The sequence below is a fragment of the Rhizobium mongolense USDA 1844 genome (assembly GCF_000419765.1).
Taxonomy (GTDB): domain Bacteria; phylum Pseudomonadota; class Alphaproteobacteria; order Rhizobiales; family Rhizobiaceae; genus Rhizobium; species Rhizobium mongolense.
In genome coordinates this window covers 111340-127126 of the sequence record NZ_ATTQ01000017.1, presented here as the reverse complement: position 1 = coordinate 127126, position 15787 = coordinate 111340, and the positions used below count along the sequence as shown (strand labels likewise).

16 protein-coding genes are annotated in these 15787 nt (G+C 58.5%); 6 read left to right on the top strand and 10 right to left on the bottom strand.

Features of this window, described 5'->3' with window-relative positions; translation table 11 throughout:
- Positions 1-36: 36 nt before the first annotated feature.
- Entirely contained in the window at positions 37-516 is a 480-nt protein-coding gene (locus A3C3_RS0127020) for a hypothetical protein (protein ID WP_022717698.1), read from the bottom strand.
- A 431-nt stretch (positions 517-947) separates the two neighbouring features.
- Between A3C3_RS0127020 and A3C3_RS0127010 the strand changes: the two genes are divergently transcribed.
- Positions 948-1265: a hypothetical protein gene (locus tag A3C3_RS0127010; protein WP_022717696.1), complete on the top strand. Its 318-nt coding sequence runs from the start codon at positions 948-950 to the stop codon at positions 1263-1265.
- 265 nt (positions 1266-1530) lie between these two features.
- Here A3C3_RS0127010 and A3C3_RS0127005 read toward each other — a convergent pair whose 3' ends face one another.
- Both A3C3_RS0127005 and A3C3_RS0127000 read right to left on the bottom strand, forming a co-directional pair.
- Positions 1531-1731, bottom strand: a complete 201-nt coding sequence (locus A3C3_RS0127005) for a hypothetical protein (protein WP_028740041.1) — start codon at positions 1729-1731, stop codon at positions 1531-1533.
- Positions 1732-1829: 98 nt separating this feature from the next.
- Positions 1830-2720 (bottom strand): LysR family transcriptional regulator, encoded by an 891-nt coding sequence (locus A3C3_RS0127000; protein ID WP_022717694.1) that lies wholly within the window; start codon positions 2718-2720, stop codon positions 1830-1832.
- 271 nt (positions 2721-2991) lie between these two features.
- Here A3C3_RS0127000 and A3C3_RS0126995 point away from each other — a divergent pair, with 271 nt between their 5' ends.
- Positions 2992-4023, top strand: a complete 1032-nt coding sequence (locus A3C3_RS0126995; protein WP_022717693.1) for an aldo/keto reductase — start codon at positions 2992-2994, stop codon at positions 4021-4023.
- A gap of 16 nt (positions 4024-4039) precedes the next feature.
- On the opposite strand, the gene A3C3_RS0126990 is transcribed toward A3C3_RS0126995, so the two are convergent.
- From A3C3_RS0126990 to A3C3_RS0126965, 6 genes are all read right to left on the bottom strand, one after another.
- Positions 4040-5110, bottom strand: coding sequence for an ABC transporter ATP-binding protein (locus A3C3_RS0126990; RefSeq protein ID WP_022717692.1), 1071 nt, complete (start codon positions 5108-5110; stop codon positions 4040-4042).
- On the bottom strand, positions 5107-5934 hold the full coding sequence (locus A3C3_RS0126985; protein WP_022717691.1) for a carbohydrate ABC transporter permease: 828 nt from the start codon (positions 5932-5934) through the stop codon (positions 5107-5109). Before A3C3_RS0126985 ends, A3C3_RS0126990 begins: the two co-directional genes overlap by 4 nt.
- Positions 5931-6833: a carbohydrate ABC transporter permease gene (locus A3C3_RS0126980; RefSeq protein ID WP_022717690.1), complete on the bottom strand. Its 903-nt coding sequence runs from the start codon at positions 6831-6833 to the stop codon at positions 5931-5933. Before A3C3_RS0126980 ends, A3C3_RS0126985 begins: the two co-directional genes overlap by 4 nt.
- 130 nt (positions 6834-6963) lie before the next feature.
- Positions 6964-8196, bottom strand: a complete 1233-nt coding sequence (locus A3C3_RS0126975) for an ABC transporter substrate-binding protein (RefSeq protein WP_022717689.1) — start codon at positions 8194-8196, stop codon at positions 6964-6966.
- 65 nt (positions 8197-8261) lie between these two features.
- Positions 8262-9164, bottom strand: a complete 903-nt coding sequence (locus A3C3_RS0126970) for a sugar phosphate isomerase/epimerase family protein (protein ID WP_022717688.1) — start codon at positions 9162-9164, stop codon at positions 8262-8264.
- Between the two features lie 11 nt (positions 9165-9175).
- On the bottom strand, positions 9176-10210 hold the full coding sequence (locus A3C3_RS0126965; RefSeq protein WP_033419828.1) for a Gfo/Idh/MocA family protein: 1035 nt from the start codon (positions 10208-10210) through the stop codon (positions 9176-9178).
- Positions 10211-10620: 410 nt separating this feature from the next.
- On the opposite strand from A3C3_RS0126965, the gene A3C3_RS0126960 reads away from it, so the two are divergent.
- The 3 genes from A3C3_RS0126960 (at position 10621) to A3C3_RS0126950 (ending at position 13642) form a co-directional block, all read left to right on the top strand.
- A complete protein-coding gene (locus A3C3_RS0126960; RefSeq protein ID WP_028740039.1) occupies positions 10621-11664 on the top strand; it encodes a LacI family DNA-binding transcriptional regulator in 1044 nt (347 codons plus the stop codon).
- 457 nt (positions 11665-12121) lie between these two features.
- A complete protein-coding gene (locus A3C3_RS47320) occupies positions 12122-12358 on the top strand; it encodes a YjiS-like domain-containing protein (RefSeq protein ID WP_028740038.1) in 237 nt (78 codons plus the stop codon).
- Positions 12359-12604: 246 nt separating this feature from the next.
- The gene (locus A3C3_RS0126950; protein ID WP_022717685.1) at positions 12605-13642 is read left to right on the top strand and encodes a substrate-binding domain-containing protein; all 1038 of its coding nucleotides are present in this window, start codon (positions 12605-12607) and stop codon (positions 13640-13642) included.
- 36 nt (positions 13643-13678) lie between these two features.
- Here the strand turns inward: A3C3_RS0126950 and A3C3_RS0126945 are convergent, their stop codons facing one another.
- A complete protein-coding gene (locus tag A3C3_RS0126945) occupies positions 13679-14878 on the bottom strand; it encodes a multidrug effflux MFS transporter (protein ID WP_022717684.1) in 1200 nt (399 codons plus the stop codon).
- 176 nt (positions 14879-15054) lie between these two features.
- On the opposite strand from A3C3_RS0126945, the gene A3C3_RS0126940 reads away from it, so the two are divergent.
- Complete coding sequence (locus A3C3_RS0126940) at positions 15055-15786, top strand: TetR/AcrR family transcriptional regulator (RefSeq protein ID WP_028740037.1); 732 nt, start codon at positions 15055-15057, stop codon at positions 15784-15786.
- Position 15787 lies beyond the last annotated feature (1 nt).

The window sequence follows — 15787 nt, the reverse complement described above, 5'->3', positions numbered from 1 at the left end:
ATGCTTTCAAGAGGAAGCGAAGATGCAAAGAGGGCATCAGCGGGTAGCGCCCCAGAGGTAGGCGACCGCCGCAACTATGCCGACGGCGGTCAGCGGCCTTGCCCTTACATGCTCTTCGATTTCATAAACAAAGCTTCTCGCCTGAACTTTCGCGATCCGCGCCGTACCGGAGGCAAGCTCTGTTGCGGAACCTGACAGGCGGCTAACTTCTGATCGCAGGGCCTTGATCTCGCCGCGGCTGACCTCGCTTCGCTTTCGATTTGCTGCGAGAGCTTCATCGGCCAAGGGAGATTTTTCGTCGGGCGTCTCTGGGTCGCGCTGCCGCTGCACGCGCTCGGCCGCCTCGGCGTCCACTCTTCCAGATGGTGCCGTGGTGTGGGTGACCGAAACGGGGTCCGAGGCCGGAAAGGTGTCCTCAAGTCCTTTCTCGAGTTCGCCCTTTCGCGATCGCTTGCGCTGCTCGGCCTGCTCCCGTTTCATGGACTGAACGGCTGGGGATTCGTCTGGATTTGGCATGTTGAGTTCCTCCTTGCTTGATCGCAGTAATCCCGCAGGTGACGGGAAGTTCCGGATTTGTGTTCCCAACTGCCACCGACCAGCATGTCAAAGTCGAAATTCATCACGGCGAGTATCCTGCCGGAAGATCACCGCGAAATAGTAGCTGGCCATGTGCAGTACCGCGTATTTCAGCAAAACGATCTCCATGGAGTGCTGTTCGCGTTGATGGTCTTGCCGACGCTGGTTTTTTCGTGGTTACGATGATTGGCTCTTATGGCATCAACGGACATGCGTTTGCAATGAGTTACAGCCGCAGGAGAAGGCGTGTTAAATCATAGGGATGCATTGGGAGTTTAAGATACCGCTTGCGCCCAGAAAATTTCTGGAACTTTAAAGTTTGACCGGTGTTCCTTGCACGGATCTCGGCGATCCCAAAAAGGAACACAACAATGCACGCGTTCATCCTAGCCGCTACGGCCCTTTGCGCATCCGCCTTCTCTGTGCTAGCCCAGGCAACGCTTGCGCCATCCCCGTCCGGAAACACGCCCGCGATCGCAACACCAGGCACGAAGAACCCGACTGCCCCCGTCGCAGGTGCAAACAGCTTCACCGAAGCCCAGGCAAAGGATCGCATCGAAAATGCAGGCTACGCGGAGGTTAAAGACCTAAAGCTCAACGACAAAGGCGTCTGGATGGCCTCGGGGATGAAGGACGGCAAGGCTGTTTCGATCGCCCTCGACTATCAGGGCAACATTGTCGCTGAATAGGCAACCCCAGGCGCCGAAATGAGAACTGTGTCCGGATTTTTCGACGACTACTTTGAAACGAAACCGCAGCAGCTCGAAGCATGGTCAAAACCTGCAAACGTTCCTGTCATTCAACCGACACTTTAGGTAAGAGATCGGAAGTCATTGATATAACAGGGAGGCTGCTTCGTGACCGGTGATAGGCACCTGCATGCGTTTCAACACGGAAGGTCGGTTTTCTGTAAGCTTGGGACCTTTCTGTTGGCCGTTTTGACCTGCAAGCCTGTCAGTTCCCGCGCAGTTTATGGGTGATGAAGACAGCTATGCCGCCGATCCCCAGGACTATGACACCCCATAGAATCCAGACACTTTGATTGATCATGAAACTCGAGGAAGGATACGGGAAGAACCCGCTGCCTTGTCCGATCCAGAGCAATCCGAGCAGGATCAAACTCGCCCCGAACGCATAACCGAATTTCCGTCTCATGTTCATCCCTCTCGCTCACGTCCGGCCATGATGACGATAGACGATCATAGGCCGCCCAGCCTCAACAGTATCCCAATTCACGCACCACTCGGCGCGGGTCAAACTTCGATGCCGGCGGCATCACTTCCGATGATCTCCTCGAAGCGTCTCGGCAGAGCGTCGCCCGATGTTGCCGATGAAGCCAATACAACTTCCCAGCATGCATCTGCTTCTTTCAGACGGCAAACACTCAATATCTGTGCCCGGCTGCGGGCGACCGATTCCGGCACGAGGGCGATGCCGAGCCCGTGTCCGACGAGTTCCATCAACGTGCCGAGATCGCTCACCTCAAATGCGATCTTGCGATCAATATTCGCCGTCAAAAACAGATCATCGATGATTTTGCGCGTACCTAAATCCTGCTCGAATTCGACAAAGGCATGAGCTGCAATTTCATCAAGCGAAACAACCTGGCTTGAGGCAAGTGAATGCGCCTTGTTGCAGACGACGACCAGTTCTTCGCAGGCGATGGTGATGGTTGCGATGTCGGACGGCGGATCAAACATGGGCAGGAATGCAAGGTCGAGTTTGCCGTTTCTGACCTTCTCCAGGAGATGGGCCGCCCCGCCCTGTATCAGCCGCACGTCGATATGCGGATGACGCTTATGAAAACGGGCAAGTAGAAACGGCAGATCGACAAATGCCGGCAGTCCCTGAACGGTTCCGAGGTTCAACTTGCCCGATTTCGCCTGGGCAACAGCGCTTACCGCTTCCCGTGCGTCCTTCGCTGCCTCAAGGACAATCTCCGCCTTTTCGAGCAGCGCCCTGCCGGCGGCCGTCAGCCGCACCTTTCGAGTTGTGCGGACGAAAAGCTGCGCATTCAGCTCTTGTTCCAACGCCCGGACCGAACTCGAAAGAGCGGACTGAACAATGTTCAACCGCTGCGCGGCTTTCGTGAAATGCTCGGCTTTTGCCGCAGCAACAAAATACTGGAGCTGGCGTAGTTCCACTGGAGCCTCATTTTTCACACATATTGATCAATCTCATCTAAATCTTCCGTTTGAAAGATGGAAGCGCCTGACGCATTCTCTCGCGGCGTTTCGGCATTGCTTCTACCTCACGTGATCAACCTATTCGTTCATGACGGTCTTCTCGACGCTGTCCTTTCCGACAGCTGCGCAAGAAAAGAAGCGTTGGCTGCAGCACGGCGGCCATCAGTGCCGATGATGCGAGACAGTGGCCGCCCTTGGTGTCGCGGCTTTGATGTATCAGGAGGTTAACATGGATTATCGCAAACTCGGCCAAAGCGGCACTATCGTGAGCGCCTATTGTCTCGGCACGATGACCTTTGGTGCGGAGGCGGACGAGGCCGCCTCTTTCAAGCTGCTCGACGATTATTTCGCCTGGGGCGGCAATTTCATCGATACCGCCGACGTTTATAGCGCTGGGAAGTCCGAAGAGATCATCGGCCGCTGGCTGAAGACGCGGCCGACCGAGGCAAAGCAGGCCGTGATCGCGACCAAAGGCCGCTTCCCGATGGGTCCGGGTCCGAACGATATCGGTCTCTCACGCAGACATCTTAACCAGGCGCTCAACGATTCGCTTCGTCGCTTGGGCATCGAGCATATCGATCTTTACCAGATGCATGCTTGGGACGCGCTGACGCCGATCGAGGAGACCCTGCGCTTTCTCGATGACGCCGTTTCAGCGGGCAAGATCGGCTACTACGGTTTTTCCAACTATGTCGCCTGGCACATTGCCAAGGCTTCCGAAATTGCCAAGGCGCGCGGCTACACACGGCCGGTCACGCTGCAGCCGCAATACAATTTGCTGATGCGCGATATCGAGCTTGAAATCGTCGCCGCCTGCCAGGATGCCGGCCTGGGGTTGCTTCCTTGGTCACCGCTTGGCGGCGGCTGGCTGACTGGCAAGTACAAGCGTGATCAGATGCCGACCGGCGCAACCCGTCTTGGCGAAAATCCAACCCGCGGCGGCGAAGCCTTCGAAGCCCGCAATGCGCAGGAGCGCACCTGGGCAGTTATTGGGGTGGTCGAGGAGATTGCGAGAGCCCACGGCGTCAGCATGGCGCAGGTGGCTCTTGCCTGGACGGCGGCACGCCCGGCAGTGACCTCCGTCATCCTCGGCGCGCGAAATCCTGAGCAGCTCGCCGACAACCTCAATGCCGCCAGCCTTGCGCTTTCACTTGAGGAGACCACCAGGCTTAACGAGGTCAGCGCGCCGACGCCCGGGCAATATCCCTATGGTGAGCATGGCATCAACCAGCGCCACCGCAAGATAGAAGGCGGACGCTGAACCTTGAAAGGCGGCGTCAGATCCTGACGCCGCTTGTCTCATCGAAGAGGTGAAGCTTCTGCGGATCGACAATCACGCCGATAGTATCTCCTGCCCGTGCATTTCCGCGACCGGTTTCGACAATGGTAAGTTCAGGTCCGGTCGCCGCGGTGATGAAGGTCGAAGAACCCGTGGTTTCCACGACAGCGACCGGAACGTCGAAGGTGCCCTGCCCTTGGCCGGTGATGCCGATATGCTCGGGGCGAATGCCGGCGGTCACTTTGCGGCCGGGTTCTAGTTTGCTGGAAATCGTCAACTGGTGCTTCATCGGGCCGAGGTCGAGCGTCAGGCTTGCGCCATCTGCGCCGACGATCGCCGGGATGAAGTTCATTGCGGGCGAGCCGATGAAGCCGGCGACGAATTTGTTGGCAGGCGTGTCGTAGAGATCAAGCGGCCTTCCCTGCTGCTCGATGACGCCCTCGCGCATGACGACGACGTGATCGGCCATGGTCATCGCCTCGATCTGGTCGTGGGTAACGTAAACGGAAGTCGCATGAAGCCGGTCGTGCAACGCACGGATTTCCTTGCGCATATGGACGCGCAGCGCCGCATCCAGATTGGAAAGCGGTTCGTCAAAGAGGAATGCCTTCGGATGACGGATGATGGCGCGGCTCATGGCGACGCGCTGGCGCTGGCCGCCTGAAAGTTCGCGCGGATAGCGTTTCAGGAGATGCGACAGGCCGGTAGTGGCAGCGACTTCCTCGGCGGCTTTCTTGGCCTCGGCTTTGGCGACACCGCGGATGCGCAGACTATATGTGAGATTCTGCTCGACGGTCATATGCGGATAAAGCGCGTAGGACTGGAAGACCATTGCCACGTCGCGCTTGCGCGGCGGCACGTTGTTCATCAGCTCCCCAGCGATCTTAAGATCGCCCTCAGAGATGCTTTCAAGGCCCGCGAGAGACCGCAGAAGCGTGGACTTGCCGCAGCCGGAAGGGCCGACGAGCGCCACGAACGTCCCCTTGGCAATCGACAGGTTGATGTTCTTGAGAGCGTGGAAGGCGCCGTAATGCTTGTTGACGCCGGCAAGCTCGATCTGAGTGGTCATTTGAGGGCTCCCGAGGTGAGGCCGGATACGATGCGGCGCTGCAAGAGAACGAAAATGGCGAGGATCGGCGTTACATACATCGTGGCGTAGGCCATGATGTTGTTCCACTCGTTGGTGTTTGGTCCCATGAAGGAATTGAGACCGACACTCGCCGGCTGAAGCTCGGCTGCCTGGATCATCGATTTCGCATAGACGAATTCGCCGAAGGCCTGCATGAAGATGAGGATCGCGCTAACGAGGATGCCGTTGCGCGCCAGCGGCAGGACGATGTTGAAGAAGGCGCCGATGCGGGAATTGCCGTCGACAAGAGCGGCCTCTTCGAGTTCCTGCGGCACGGCCATGAAGGTGGCGCGGACGAGGACGACGAAGAAGGGCATGCTTTTTGCTGCAATGGCGATGATAACGGCAAGGCGCGGATAGTTGAGCATGCCGAGCTGCGAGAAACCGACGAAGATCGGTGTAACCATCAGGGAGGCCGGAAGAACCTGCAGCATGAGGATCAGGAACAGGCCGATATCCACCCAGATGCTGCGATAACGCGCCAGCACGTAGGCGCAGCCAACGCCGAGAATGGTGATGAGCGCCACCGAACCGAGTGCAATCACCAGCGAATTCCAGAGATAGCGGCCCATGTTCCGGCTCTCCCAGACATAGGCATAGGTGCTCCATTGCGGAGAAGACGGCCAGAAGCTCGGCGGCGTGGCGAACATCTCCGAGCCGCTTTTCAGCGCCGTGATGTACATCCAGTAGAGCGGAAAGAGATAGATCGCCGCCATGGCGATGGCGATCGCGAACATCAGTCGGTTGCGGTTTGTATCGCTCATCCGCGCACCTCATGGCGTGTCGAGCGGACATAGACGATCGAGGCGATCATGACGAAGACGATCATGATGACGGAGATCGTGGCACCCTTGGCGAAATCATATTGGCGGAAAGACAAGTCCCAGGCCCAGTATTGCGTTACATTTGAGGAATTGTTCGGCCCGCCAGAGGTGATCGCGGCAAAGAGGTCGAACTGTTGCAGCGTGAAAATCAGGCCAAGGGCGATGATGGCGCCGATCGTCGAGCGCATCATCGGCAGAGTGATGGTCCAGAAGCGCTGCCAGGCATTCGCACCATCAAGTTCTGCAGCCTCATAGAGATCGCCGGGGATGGCCGAAAGGCCGACGGATAAAAGAATCATGTTGAAGGAAGTGCCGAGCCAGATATTGGCAATAATGACGGCAAAAAGCGAATAGTGCGGGTCGGAACGCCAGAAGATGTTTCCCGAGATGATGCCGCTTTCTCGCAGGATGAAATTGAGCACGCCGAAGTCGCCTGACAAAATCCAGTTCCAGATGGCACCGACAACGAGGCCCGGCATGACCCAGGACACGAGGAAGAGACCGCGCAGCCACGACGCGCCGGGAAAGTTCACCCAGAAGAACAACGCAAGCCCGAAACCGATCAGGAACTGACCTGCGATCGAGCCGGTGACGAAGATCAGCGTGTTGTAAAAGATCCCCAGCGTCTCGGGCTGCGCAAAGAGATCCGTGTAATTCTTGAAGCCGACGAAGGGGCGCGAGAAGGTCCCGAGGCTGAACATGTCAACCTCCTGGAAGCTCATCACAACATTGTAGATGAGCGGCAGACCCGCCATCAGGAACAGAAAGCCGAGCGGAAAGGCGACAAGCACGATATCGAAACCGCGGCCGTCCTTGACGCTCATCAGTATCCTCTTCATGGGGCCTCCGATAACTCCGAACGGGGCTGCCTGGCGCTCTCGCGGAAGACAGCCCCTGCCGGGAGGAAATGGTTGACACTCTCCTTCTCCCCGGAGCGGGGAGAAGACGAAGCGATTGACTGGGTGCGAATTATCCAAGAACGGCCTTGATTTTGTCGGCGGCCTGATCGAGTGCCTCCTTGGCGCTCATCTGGCCAGTCAACGCGGCCTGGATTGCGTCCTGGATCGCCTTGGAGATCTTCGGCCACTGCGGGTGCGGGCCGCGGGGCTTTGCATATTTCAGCTGCTCGAGGAAGACCTTGAGAGCGTCATCCTTCAGCTTTTCGCCGGTCGCCGGGATGGTGATGTCGGAACGGGCCGGAAGCTGGCCGTAGTTCTTGAACAACTTGTCGTCCTGAGAGGCGAAATATTCAAGCGCCTTGAAGGCTTCGGCCGGGTGCTTGGAGCTTGCGAAAATCGCCCAGTTGAAGTCGCCCATGGCCGACGAGCGGTCCGCTCCTGCCTTCGGAACCGGAAGCAGTGTCACACCCCAATCGAACTTGGCTTCCTTCACCATGCGGTCGAGTTCCCACGGACCGGAGATCGCCATTGCTGCATTGCCGGAATTGAAGGTGCCGGTCGAGTCCCACTGGCCCCGCGTCAGTGTATCCGGCGAGGCAAGCTTCTCGTCCATAATGGTCTTCCAGGTCTCAAGCGCCTTGACCGCACCGTCGGCATTGATGTTCTCGTAGCCGCCACCGCCCATTTGGGCCCAGGGAAGGAACTGGAAGGTGCCCTCCTCGTTGGCTTTTGCAGAGAAGGCCAGGCCGTAGACGTTCTTAGCCGGATCGGTCAGTTTGCGCGCGTCTTCAACGAGCTCGTCCCAGGTCTGCGGCGGCTTGTTCGGGTCGAGGCCCTTCGCCTTGAACATATCCTTGTTGTAGTAGAGGGCGATCGTATTGGTCGCTTTCGGCACGCCATAGTATTTCCCGTCCCATTCGACCGACTTCAGCGGCCCGGGAAAATAATTCTCCGGCTTGATCACGGTCGACTTCGAGATCATGTCGGTCAGATCGAGGAAGGCGCCACGCGAAGCGAACATCGCGTGCTCCGGATTGTCGACGGCAATGATGTCAGGCGCCTGCCCGGAGGCATAGGCGCGCATCGCTTCGGTGACGACGTCATCGAACTGGATCAGGCGGTACTCGATCTTAATGCCGTTGTTCTGGGCGTTGAATTCCTTGACGAGATTGGGCGCCGGTTGAATGTCGCGATCAAGCGACCAGACGCTGATGGTAACGTCTTCGGCCTTGGCTGAAAGACCGAAGAGCGAGACGCCGGCAAGTGCCAAAGCGCCCAGAACTGCGAATTTGCGGATAGCCATGGTTCTCCTCCTTTGTGGTTATCCCCGACTGCCCGGCAAAATCCTCCTTGCCGGGCGCGGTATGATCAAACCGGATCGGCGACGAAATCGCCGCCCCGGGCATGCTTCAGATAATTCAGAGCGTAGACCTGACCCGTCATCTCCAGCACGTCGCGGTAAACCGGATCGTGCCAGCCTTCGATATCGATCGAGCCCGACCAGCCGGCCAGACGCAGCTCCGAAATGATGTCCGTCCAGTTGCTGTCACCGAAACCCGGCGTGCGCATGAAGACGAACTTTTCCTTGCCGAAGATGCCATGCTCCTTGATGACATCCCAGCGGATCGTCGCATCCTTGCCGTGGACATGGAAGATTTTCTTTGCCCACTTTCGGATCTGCGGCAGCGGCTCGATCAGGTAGACCATCTGGTGGCAGGGTTCCCACTCAAGGCCGATATTGTCGTCCGGCGTCTCATTGAAGATCAGCTCCCAGGCATCCGGATTATGCGCGATGTTCCAGTCACCGGTTGCCCAGTTGCCGTCCATCGCGCAGTTTTCGAAGGCGATCTTGATGCCCTTGTCGGCGGCGCGCTTGGCAAGCTCGCTCCAGATTTGCTTGTAGCGCGGCAGGCTGTCGGTCAGCGGTTTACCACGAATGCGGCCGGTAAAGCCGGCAACGCAGGTGGCGCCAAAATGATGGGCATTGTCGATGCAATCCTTCCAGCCCTGCAGGGTCTGCAAGTCGATATCGGTTTCTTCCAGTGGATTGCCGAACATGCCGAGCGTCGAGATTGTAATGTCGCGATCGCCGATCGCGTCGCGGGAGCGTTTGCCGAGCTCGGCGAGATCCTGCCCGTTGGTCGTCTGCCAGAAGAAGGGCTCGAAGCTCTCAAACCCCATATCGGCGATCTGGCCGATGCGCTTGTCGGCGCCGCCCTTGGACGCGCTGACCATAGTTCCGATACGGATGGATTTTGCAGGATTGCTCACGATCTCATTCCTTATGCTGAAATTTCAACGCGCTTGCCGGTTCTAGCGCTCTCGATCGCGCCGAAGACCATGGCAAGGCTTCTGATGTTGTCGCTGCTGGCCGTTTCCGGCTGCTTGCCGGTCCGGATGGCGTCCACGAAACCGGCAATGACGCTGGCATGGCCGCGCGTCTCCTCGTCCCGCTCCGGCCCAGGAACGTCGACGGGCGTCACGCCGCGAAGCAGGCCCGTCCCTTCGCCGGCAACTGCGGCGCGGAATGTTTCATCCCCGTCCCAGGTCAGCATTCCCTTGGAGCCGACGAGACGCCACTGGCTCTCCCAGCTCGTACGCTGGCCTTCGGCGCACCAGGAGCCGCGATAGGTGAAAACGACATCGTCGGAGAATTCAAAGGTGGCGTTGGCAGAGGCGCCGTGACGATACCACGACCCTTTTGGATTGCGCTCCACGCAATAGACGGCGAGCGGCTTCTTGCCGGCGACAAAGCGTGCGGCATCGAAGGTATGGATCGCCATGTCGAGAAGCAGGACGTTGTCCATGTCCTCGCGGAAGCCGCCGAAATGCGGGGCTATGAAGAAGTCGCAATGGATCCCGGTCACATCACCGATTGCACCGCTTTCGACAAAACGGCGCATGCGGCGAACACCGGAAATGAAGCGTCGGTTCTGGATGACCGCATGGATCTTGCCGGTCTCTGCCGCAAGATCGATCAGGGCGGCTCCTTCCGCCAGCGAGGTAGCCATCGGCTTTTCGCTCAGCACATGGCATCCCGCCTTAAGTGCCGTTGACACGACATTGAAACGGGCAGCCGGGATGACGACGTCAAAGACGATATCCGCCCTCGCCTTTGCAATAACGCTGGATAGATCGGTGCCGATGGAGGCCCTGTTCAGGCCGAACTCTAAGGTGAGCGCTTCGGCCGCAGGCAGGTTCACATCGACGAGGCCGGTGACCTCGATCATTTCAGCTAGAGCCGGGGTTTCCTTTAAGGCGCGCAGCCAGCCTTTGGACATGGCTCCGCAACCGCACAGAACTGCATTCAATGTCACGATTTCCTCCCGCGGCGGCGTCCGGCAATTCCTCGTCGGCGTGTCCCGTAAACGTTTACGATACTAAGCGGAAACGTTTCTTGCTGTCAATAGAGGGCGGTGCGGACGAAATGCTGCGGAAAACAGCTTTAAATGCGCGATCTTAGGCAAATTCACATTGCAATGCAGCACGGCCATGGCGGCATGTCATCGGGCTGTCAAACGGACATTTTACTAAACCCAAACCAGGTTGCACGGCGATGCAACGGGAGGGACAAACCACGACGACCTACTGCTGCTTTACACGGCACGCGCCAGTGCAACGCAGATTGCAGTGATGCCGGCGCATGCTTGCATCCTTGGTGCTTATGCTAATTATCAAGCGGTTCCTGGCGGCAGACATACTTTCGCGGGTGGATAAAGGAATGCCAATGAAAGACGGCCCGACGAACGACGGAAAGAAGACCAAGCGCAAGGAGCGCATGCGATTTGCCAGCGCAGATCAAGTCGCACAGCTTGCGGGCGTTTCACGCTCCGCCGTTTCACGGACGTTCACTCCAGGCGCAAGCGTTGCGCCCGCTACCCGCGAGCGGGTGCAGAAGGCTGCCGAGGAGCTCGGCTATCATGTCAACGATCTGGCACGCGGCGTCCTTGCGAATCAAAGCCGCCTGGTCGGCATCGTTGCGACGCGGCCGGAAGTCGGCTTTCGCGCCCATCTGGCCGCAGCACTTGCAAAAGCGCTGATAAAGCGGGGCAGCATCCCGATCCTGATCAATACCGGCCAGACCGAGGATGAACTACTTGCAGCCCAGAAGATATTGATCGGCCACCGCGCCGAAGCAACAATCATTCTTTCCGGATCCCCACCCGCGAGCTTCGTAGATATCGCGCATCGCAACGGCCAGCCGCTGGTGGTCATCGGCCGCACCGAACCGGATGCGGATCATGTCAGTGCCGGAAACGCCGAAGCGTCCCGCAATGCAGCGGCGGCCTTCTTCGACAAGGGGTACCGGCGGCTTGCCGTTGCAGCGTCGCAGTCGGCAACGTCCAGCATTTTAGAGCGCGAGGATGCCTTCTTAGCGGCAGCCGAGGAATTCGGCGCTTCGGTCTCAGTCGGACGCGGCATAGATTCCGACTATGACAGCGGCATCGATGCCGCGCGTCAACTCTTCTCCCGGGGCGAAAGACCCGATGCGGTCTATTGCGCCAACGATTTGATTGCCTTCGGATTGATGGATCATGTCCGAAAGACGCTCGGCTTGCGGATACCGGAAGACGTCGACGTGATCGGCTTTGATGATGTGCCGGGGGCAGCCTGGCTCAGCTACCGGCTTACGACTTTCCGCCAGGATCCGGTCGTCATGGCACAGCGCGCCGTCGACCTTGTCGAGCGTCGGCTTGCCAGCCCGGACTTGCCGCCTGCTTACGAGAGGGTCATTCCGGAACTTATCTTCCGCGACAGCTTCACCCCCTGACCTCAGCGCTCGATACGTGTCACTTTTGCCGCTCGCCGGAGGTCACGCTCGATGCTGCCGAACGAGAGGTGTCGAATGATGCCATGTTGCCGTTATGCAACAAACTTCTCGGTGATAGCTACAATTCAAGATTTAATATTGCCGATCATCCGCCGTTGTGCAAATATAAGCCCATCTCGCAAATTTAATCAGAGGAGGCGTGAAATGAATCCCATTCTCGTGTTTATACGCCCCGCAGGCGGGATGGCTCGCAAGACGTCGATGCGTTGTGCATCCAACCCGGGCCGACATTCCTCCGAGGCTGTGTAAACCCCGGATTGCCGCCATTTTGGCATTTCCCAACCTGACCTGACGTGAGCGGACCGCCGAACGACTACGTGTGTTCCACGTTCGCCTCCGTGTGTCTTTTTAACTTTCGAGAGGACCTGGCTGCTTGAGCGCGCCGGGACGGAAAATCATGCGTGAAGCACAAGTAATAGTTGCTGAAACCCTTTCGGCGACGGTGGATGAACTCTGCCAGAAATTTGGCGTCTGGAGGACAGCACGCGCGCTGGTTCTGGCCGCCTGGAGGCATCACCAAACGGTGGACCAGGTCTCCCAGCTCTCAGATCGTTTGCGCCGCGATATCGGCCTTCCGGAGGCCGGGGATGCGTACGGGGCGGCGAGATTTCGGAGCATCTGGCCCACAAGATGACTTCCAGCCCTGGCGGCCTGGCCGCCGGGGCTGGGTGTCTGCCTGCGGAAATTGCGATGAGGAGCATACATAGACGTCGGCTGGCAGCGCGAAAACGATGCGGCATCTTCATCTCGTGCCGGATCTGACGTCTACCCCGCACACCGCTGCCGCCCAGGAGCGGGACCGCGGCCGCTTTGCGCAAACGCATTCCTGTGGCAATAAGAGAAGATCACGCGTTTTGATCGGGGAGGAAGAGCGCAGCCGATGAAGGGGATCCGACAGCTTGCCAAGCATCTCGACATTTCGATCGGCACGGTTTCCCGCGCGCTAAACGACAAACCAGACGTCAACGAGGAAACGCGCAAGCGCGTGCTGGCGGCTGCCGAAGAGCTCGGCTATGTGGCAAATCAGTCCGGCCGCAGCCTGAGGCAGGGCACGACCAACGTTATCGGATTGATGATCGAATCCAGCAAGGAAACCGTCGAAAATAGCGACAACTTTTTTCTCGGCCTCACCGGCGGTCTGCAAAGCGTACTTGCGCGGCACAAGCTCGACCTCGTGATGCTGCCCTGCCCCAGCGACGAGGATCCCTATGAGTACCTGAAGCGCATGGTGGCGCGGCGCGTCGTCGACGCGATGATTATTTCAGCGACGCAGCGGATCGATAGACGCATCGATCTTCTGGTGAAAGCCAAGATTCCTTTCGTCGCGCTCGGACGAAGCTCATCGGGCGGCAACTACACCTGGATCGATCTTGATTTCGAGGGCGTGGCGGCATCGGCGGTCGACCGGCTGGTGGCCAAGGGGCATCGTAGGATCGCGATCGCAGCCCCTTCGAGCGATATCAATCTCGGCTATGTCTTCGTCGATGCCTACCAGCAGTCGCTTGAGCGCCACGGTATCCCGTATGATCCCAAGCTCGTCATCCGCGTCAAATCGAGCGAACAAGGTGGCTACCAGGCCGGACACGAATTGCTGCTCTTGGACAACAAGCCGACAGCGATCATCCTGATCTACGAGTTGATGGCGATTGGTCTTTACAGACGCTTGGTCGAGGCAGGCGTCGTTCCGGGGCGCGATCTGGCAGTGATCGGCTTCCGTGAGGAGCCACGCGCCAAATTCCTGCAACCTGCCCTCACCTGCTTCCGCATGTCGCTGCGCGATCTCGGTGTCGAATTGGCCGAAACGCTGCTTGCGACCATGCCCGCTTTTGCGAAATTTTATCCGAAGGGCGCGCGCAACACGATCTGGCCGCTGGAACTGGTCCCAGGCGAAAGCGACGCCTTTTTCCTTAATCCATGAAATGGGCCGCGTCATTTGCGAACGCGGCCGCAATCGTCATTCAGCCGGTGCTGCGGCGGCGCGGCGGCCGAGGGTTGCCTGCGTCAGGACGAAGGCAAGCAGCGCGCAGGTCGCAATGCCTGCCGCCATTGGAACGGCCGTTCCATCGGCAAACAGGCTGGACACCACCATTGCGACAGCCGCAATGACGAAGTGCAATGTCCCCATCAATGACGAGGCCGTACCTGCGATCTGACCATGATCCTCCAGGGCAAGAACCGCGCTCGTTGGAATGACAAGTCCGAGAAAGCCATATCCGATGAAAAGGAAGACGGCCATCACCGGAAGCTGGTTGATGCCCGCCGCCATTACGACGGCCATCACGACCATGACGAGGCAATAGAAGGTGACGGCTGAGCGCATGACGCGAACGAGGCCGAAACGCTCGCCGAGCCAGCCGGTTGCCTGCGATACGGCGAAGAAGGACACGGCGTTGACGGAGAAGGCGAAGCTGTACTGCGTCGGCGTCAGGCCGTAGTGCTGGATGAGCACGAATGGAGAGTTGGCGAGATAGACGAGGAAGCTCGAGATCCCGAGACCACCGATGAAGGTAAGCGTCAGGAAATTCCTGTCGCGCAACAGGAAGCCGTAGGCAGACATCGCGCTGCCGAGGCTACTGCCCTTGCGATCCTTCGTCGGACGAGTCTCGTCAAGCTGTGTGGCAAGCAGCACGAGCCCGATGAAGGCCGCGATCATCACCGCCCAGAAGACACCGCGCCAGCCGTAGAACTCGATGACCGCACTGCCGGCCAGCGGAGCAAGAATGGGGGAAATTGAAAAGACGAGCATGAGAAGCGACATTAGGCGGGCTGCCTGAACGCCAGTGTGCATGTCACGAACAACAGCGCGGGGTATGACCATGCCGGCCGCACCGCCGATGCCCTGGATAAAGCGGAAGGCGATCAGCGTTTCTATGTCTTGGGCCAGCGCGCAGCCGATGCTGGCAACGGTAAAGATGCCGATGCCCAGGTATAGTGGCAGCTTGCGGCCCCACATGTCCGACAGCGGACCGTAAAGCAGCTGGGCCAGTGCAAAGGAAATGAAGAACGACAGAAGGCTCAACTGGGTGACGCTGTTATCTGAGCCCAGATCGGCGCCGATCGAAGGCAGCGCCGGAAGGTACATGTCGATGGCAAAGGGACCTATGGCTGATAAAAGCCCAAGGATGAGCGCAATGCGAAAGAATGAAGCGGTCATTTTGATGATCTCTCATAAATGCGCAGCGAAGGAAGCGGACTAGGTCTCTCCGCCGCGTTGCTCTCGAAGGGTTCAAATGAGGGGCGGCTGCAACCCGCGACGCGCTTGGGAGAAGCGTCAGCGAATGCGAACCGACGTGTCAAGTATTTTGGACACGCGTGTAAAATTAGACAGTGTTGTCTAAAACGTCAAGACGCATTATCCTTAGAGCGATGAAAAATCTCGCGCCACCCGAAAAGAGAGTGGATGGGCCGTCCCAGCGCGGCCAGTTCAAGAAGCGCGCTTCCATACTGGAAGCAGCCGCGGATGTATTCTGCCGCCAGGGCTTTGCAGGGGCAAGCATCGACGAGATTGCGGTAGAGGCCAATGTCTCGCGCCAAACGATCTATAATCACTATTGCGAGAAAGAGACTTTGTTCGTCGCCGTCGTAGACGACGTGCTGAAGCGCGCCAATTCGATGATTTTTTCGATGCTGGCAACGTTTCCGGTCAATGCCGACAATTTGGAAGAAGACCTTGTCGCCTTTGCGATCCGGATCAACAAGAACTGCATCTGCAACCAGGACGGAAAGTTCCTGCGCCGTCTCGTCCAGAACGAAGGTGAGCGCTATCCGCATCTTTTCGAGACCTGGCGCCAGCAGGGCCCGGGCCGGATCATTTCCGCGCTCGGTGCTCTGTTTGCGCGGTTGAGCGCCAGTGGTGCGCTAAAGATCGAGGACTTCGATGTGGCGGCACGGCAATTCCTCGCTCTCGGGAATGCGGATCTGCAGATCATGATGTTGTTCGGGCAAACGCCGAGCGATGAGCAACTCGAAAGTGCCGCCCGCAATGCGGTCAGGACGTTCCTTCGCGCCTACGGCACGGCGACATCCCCCGAGCGGCCAGATCTTGCGGCCGTCAGCGGCTGAG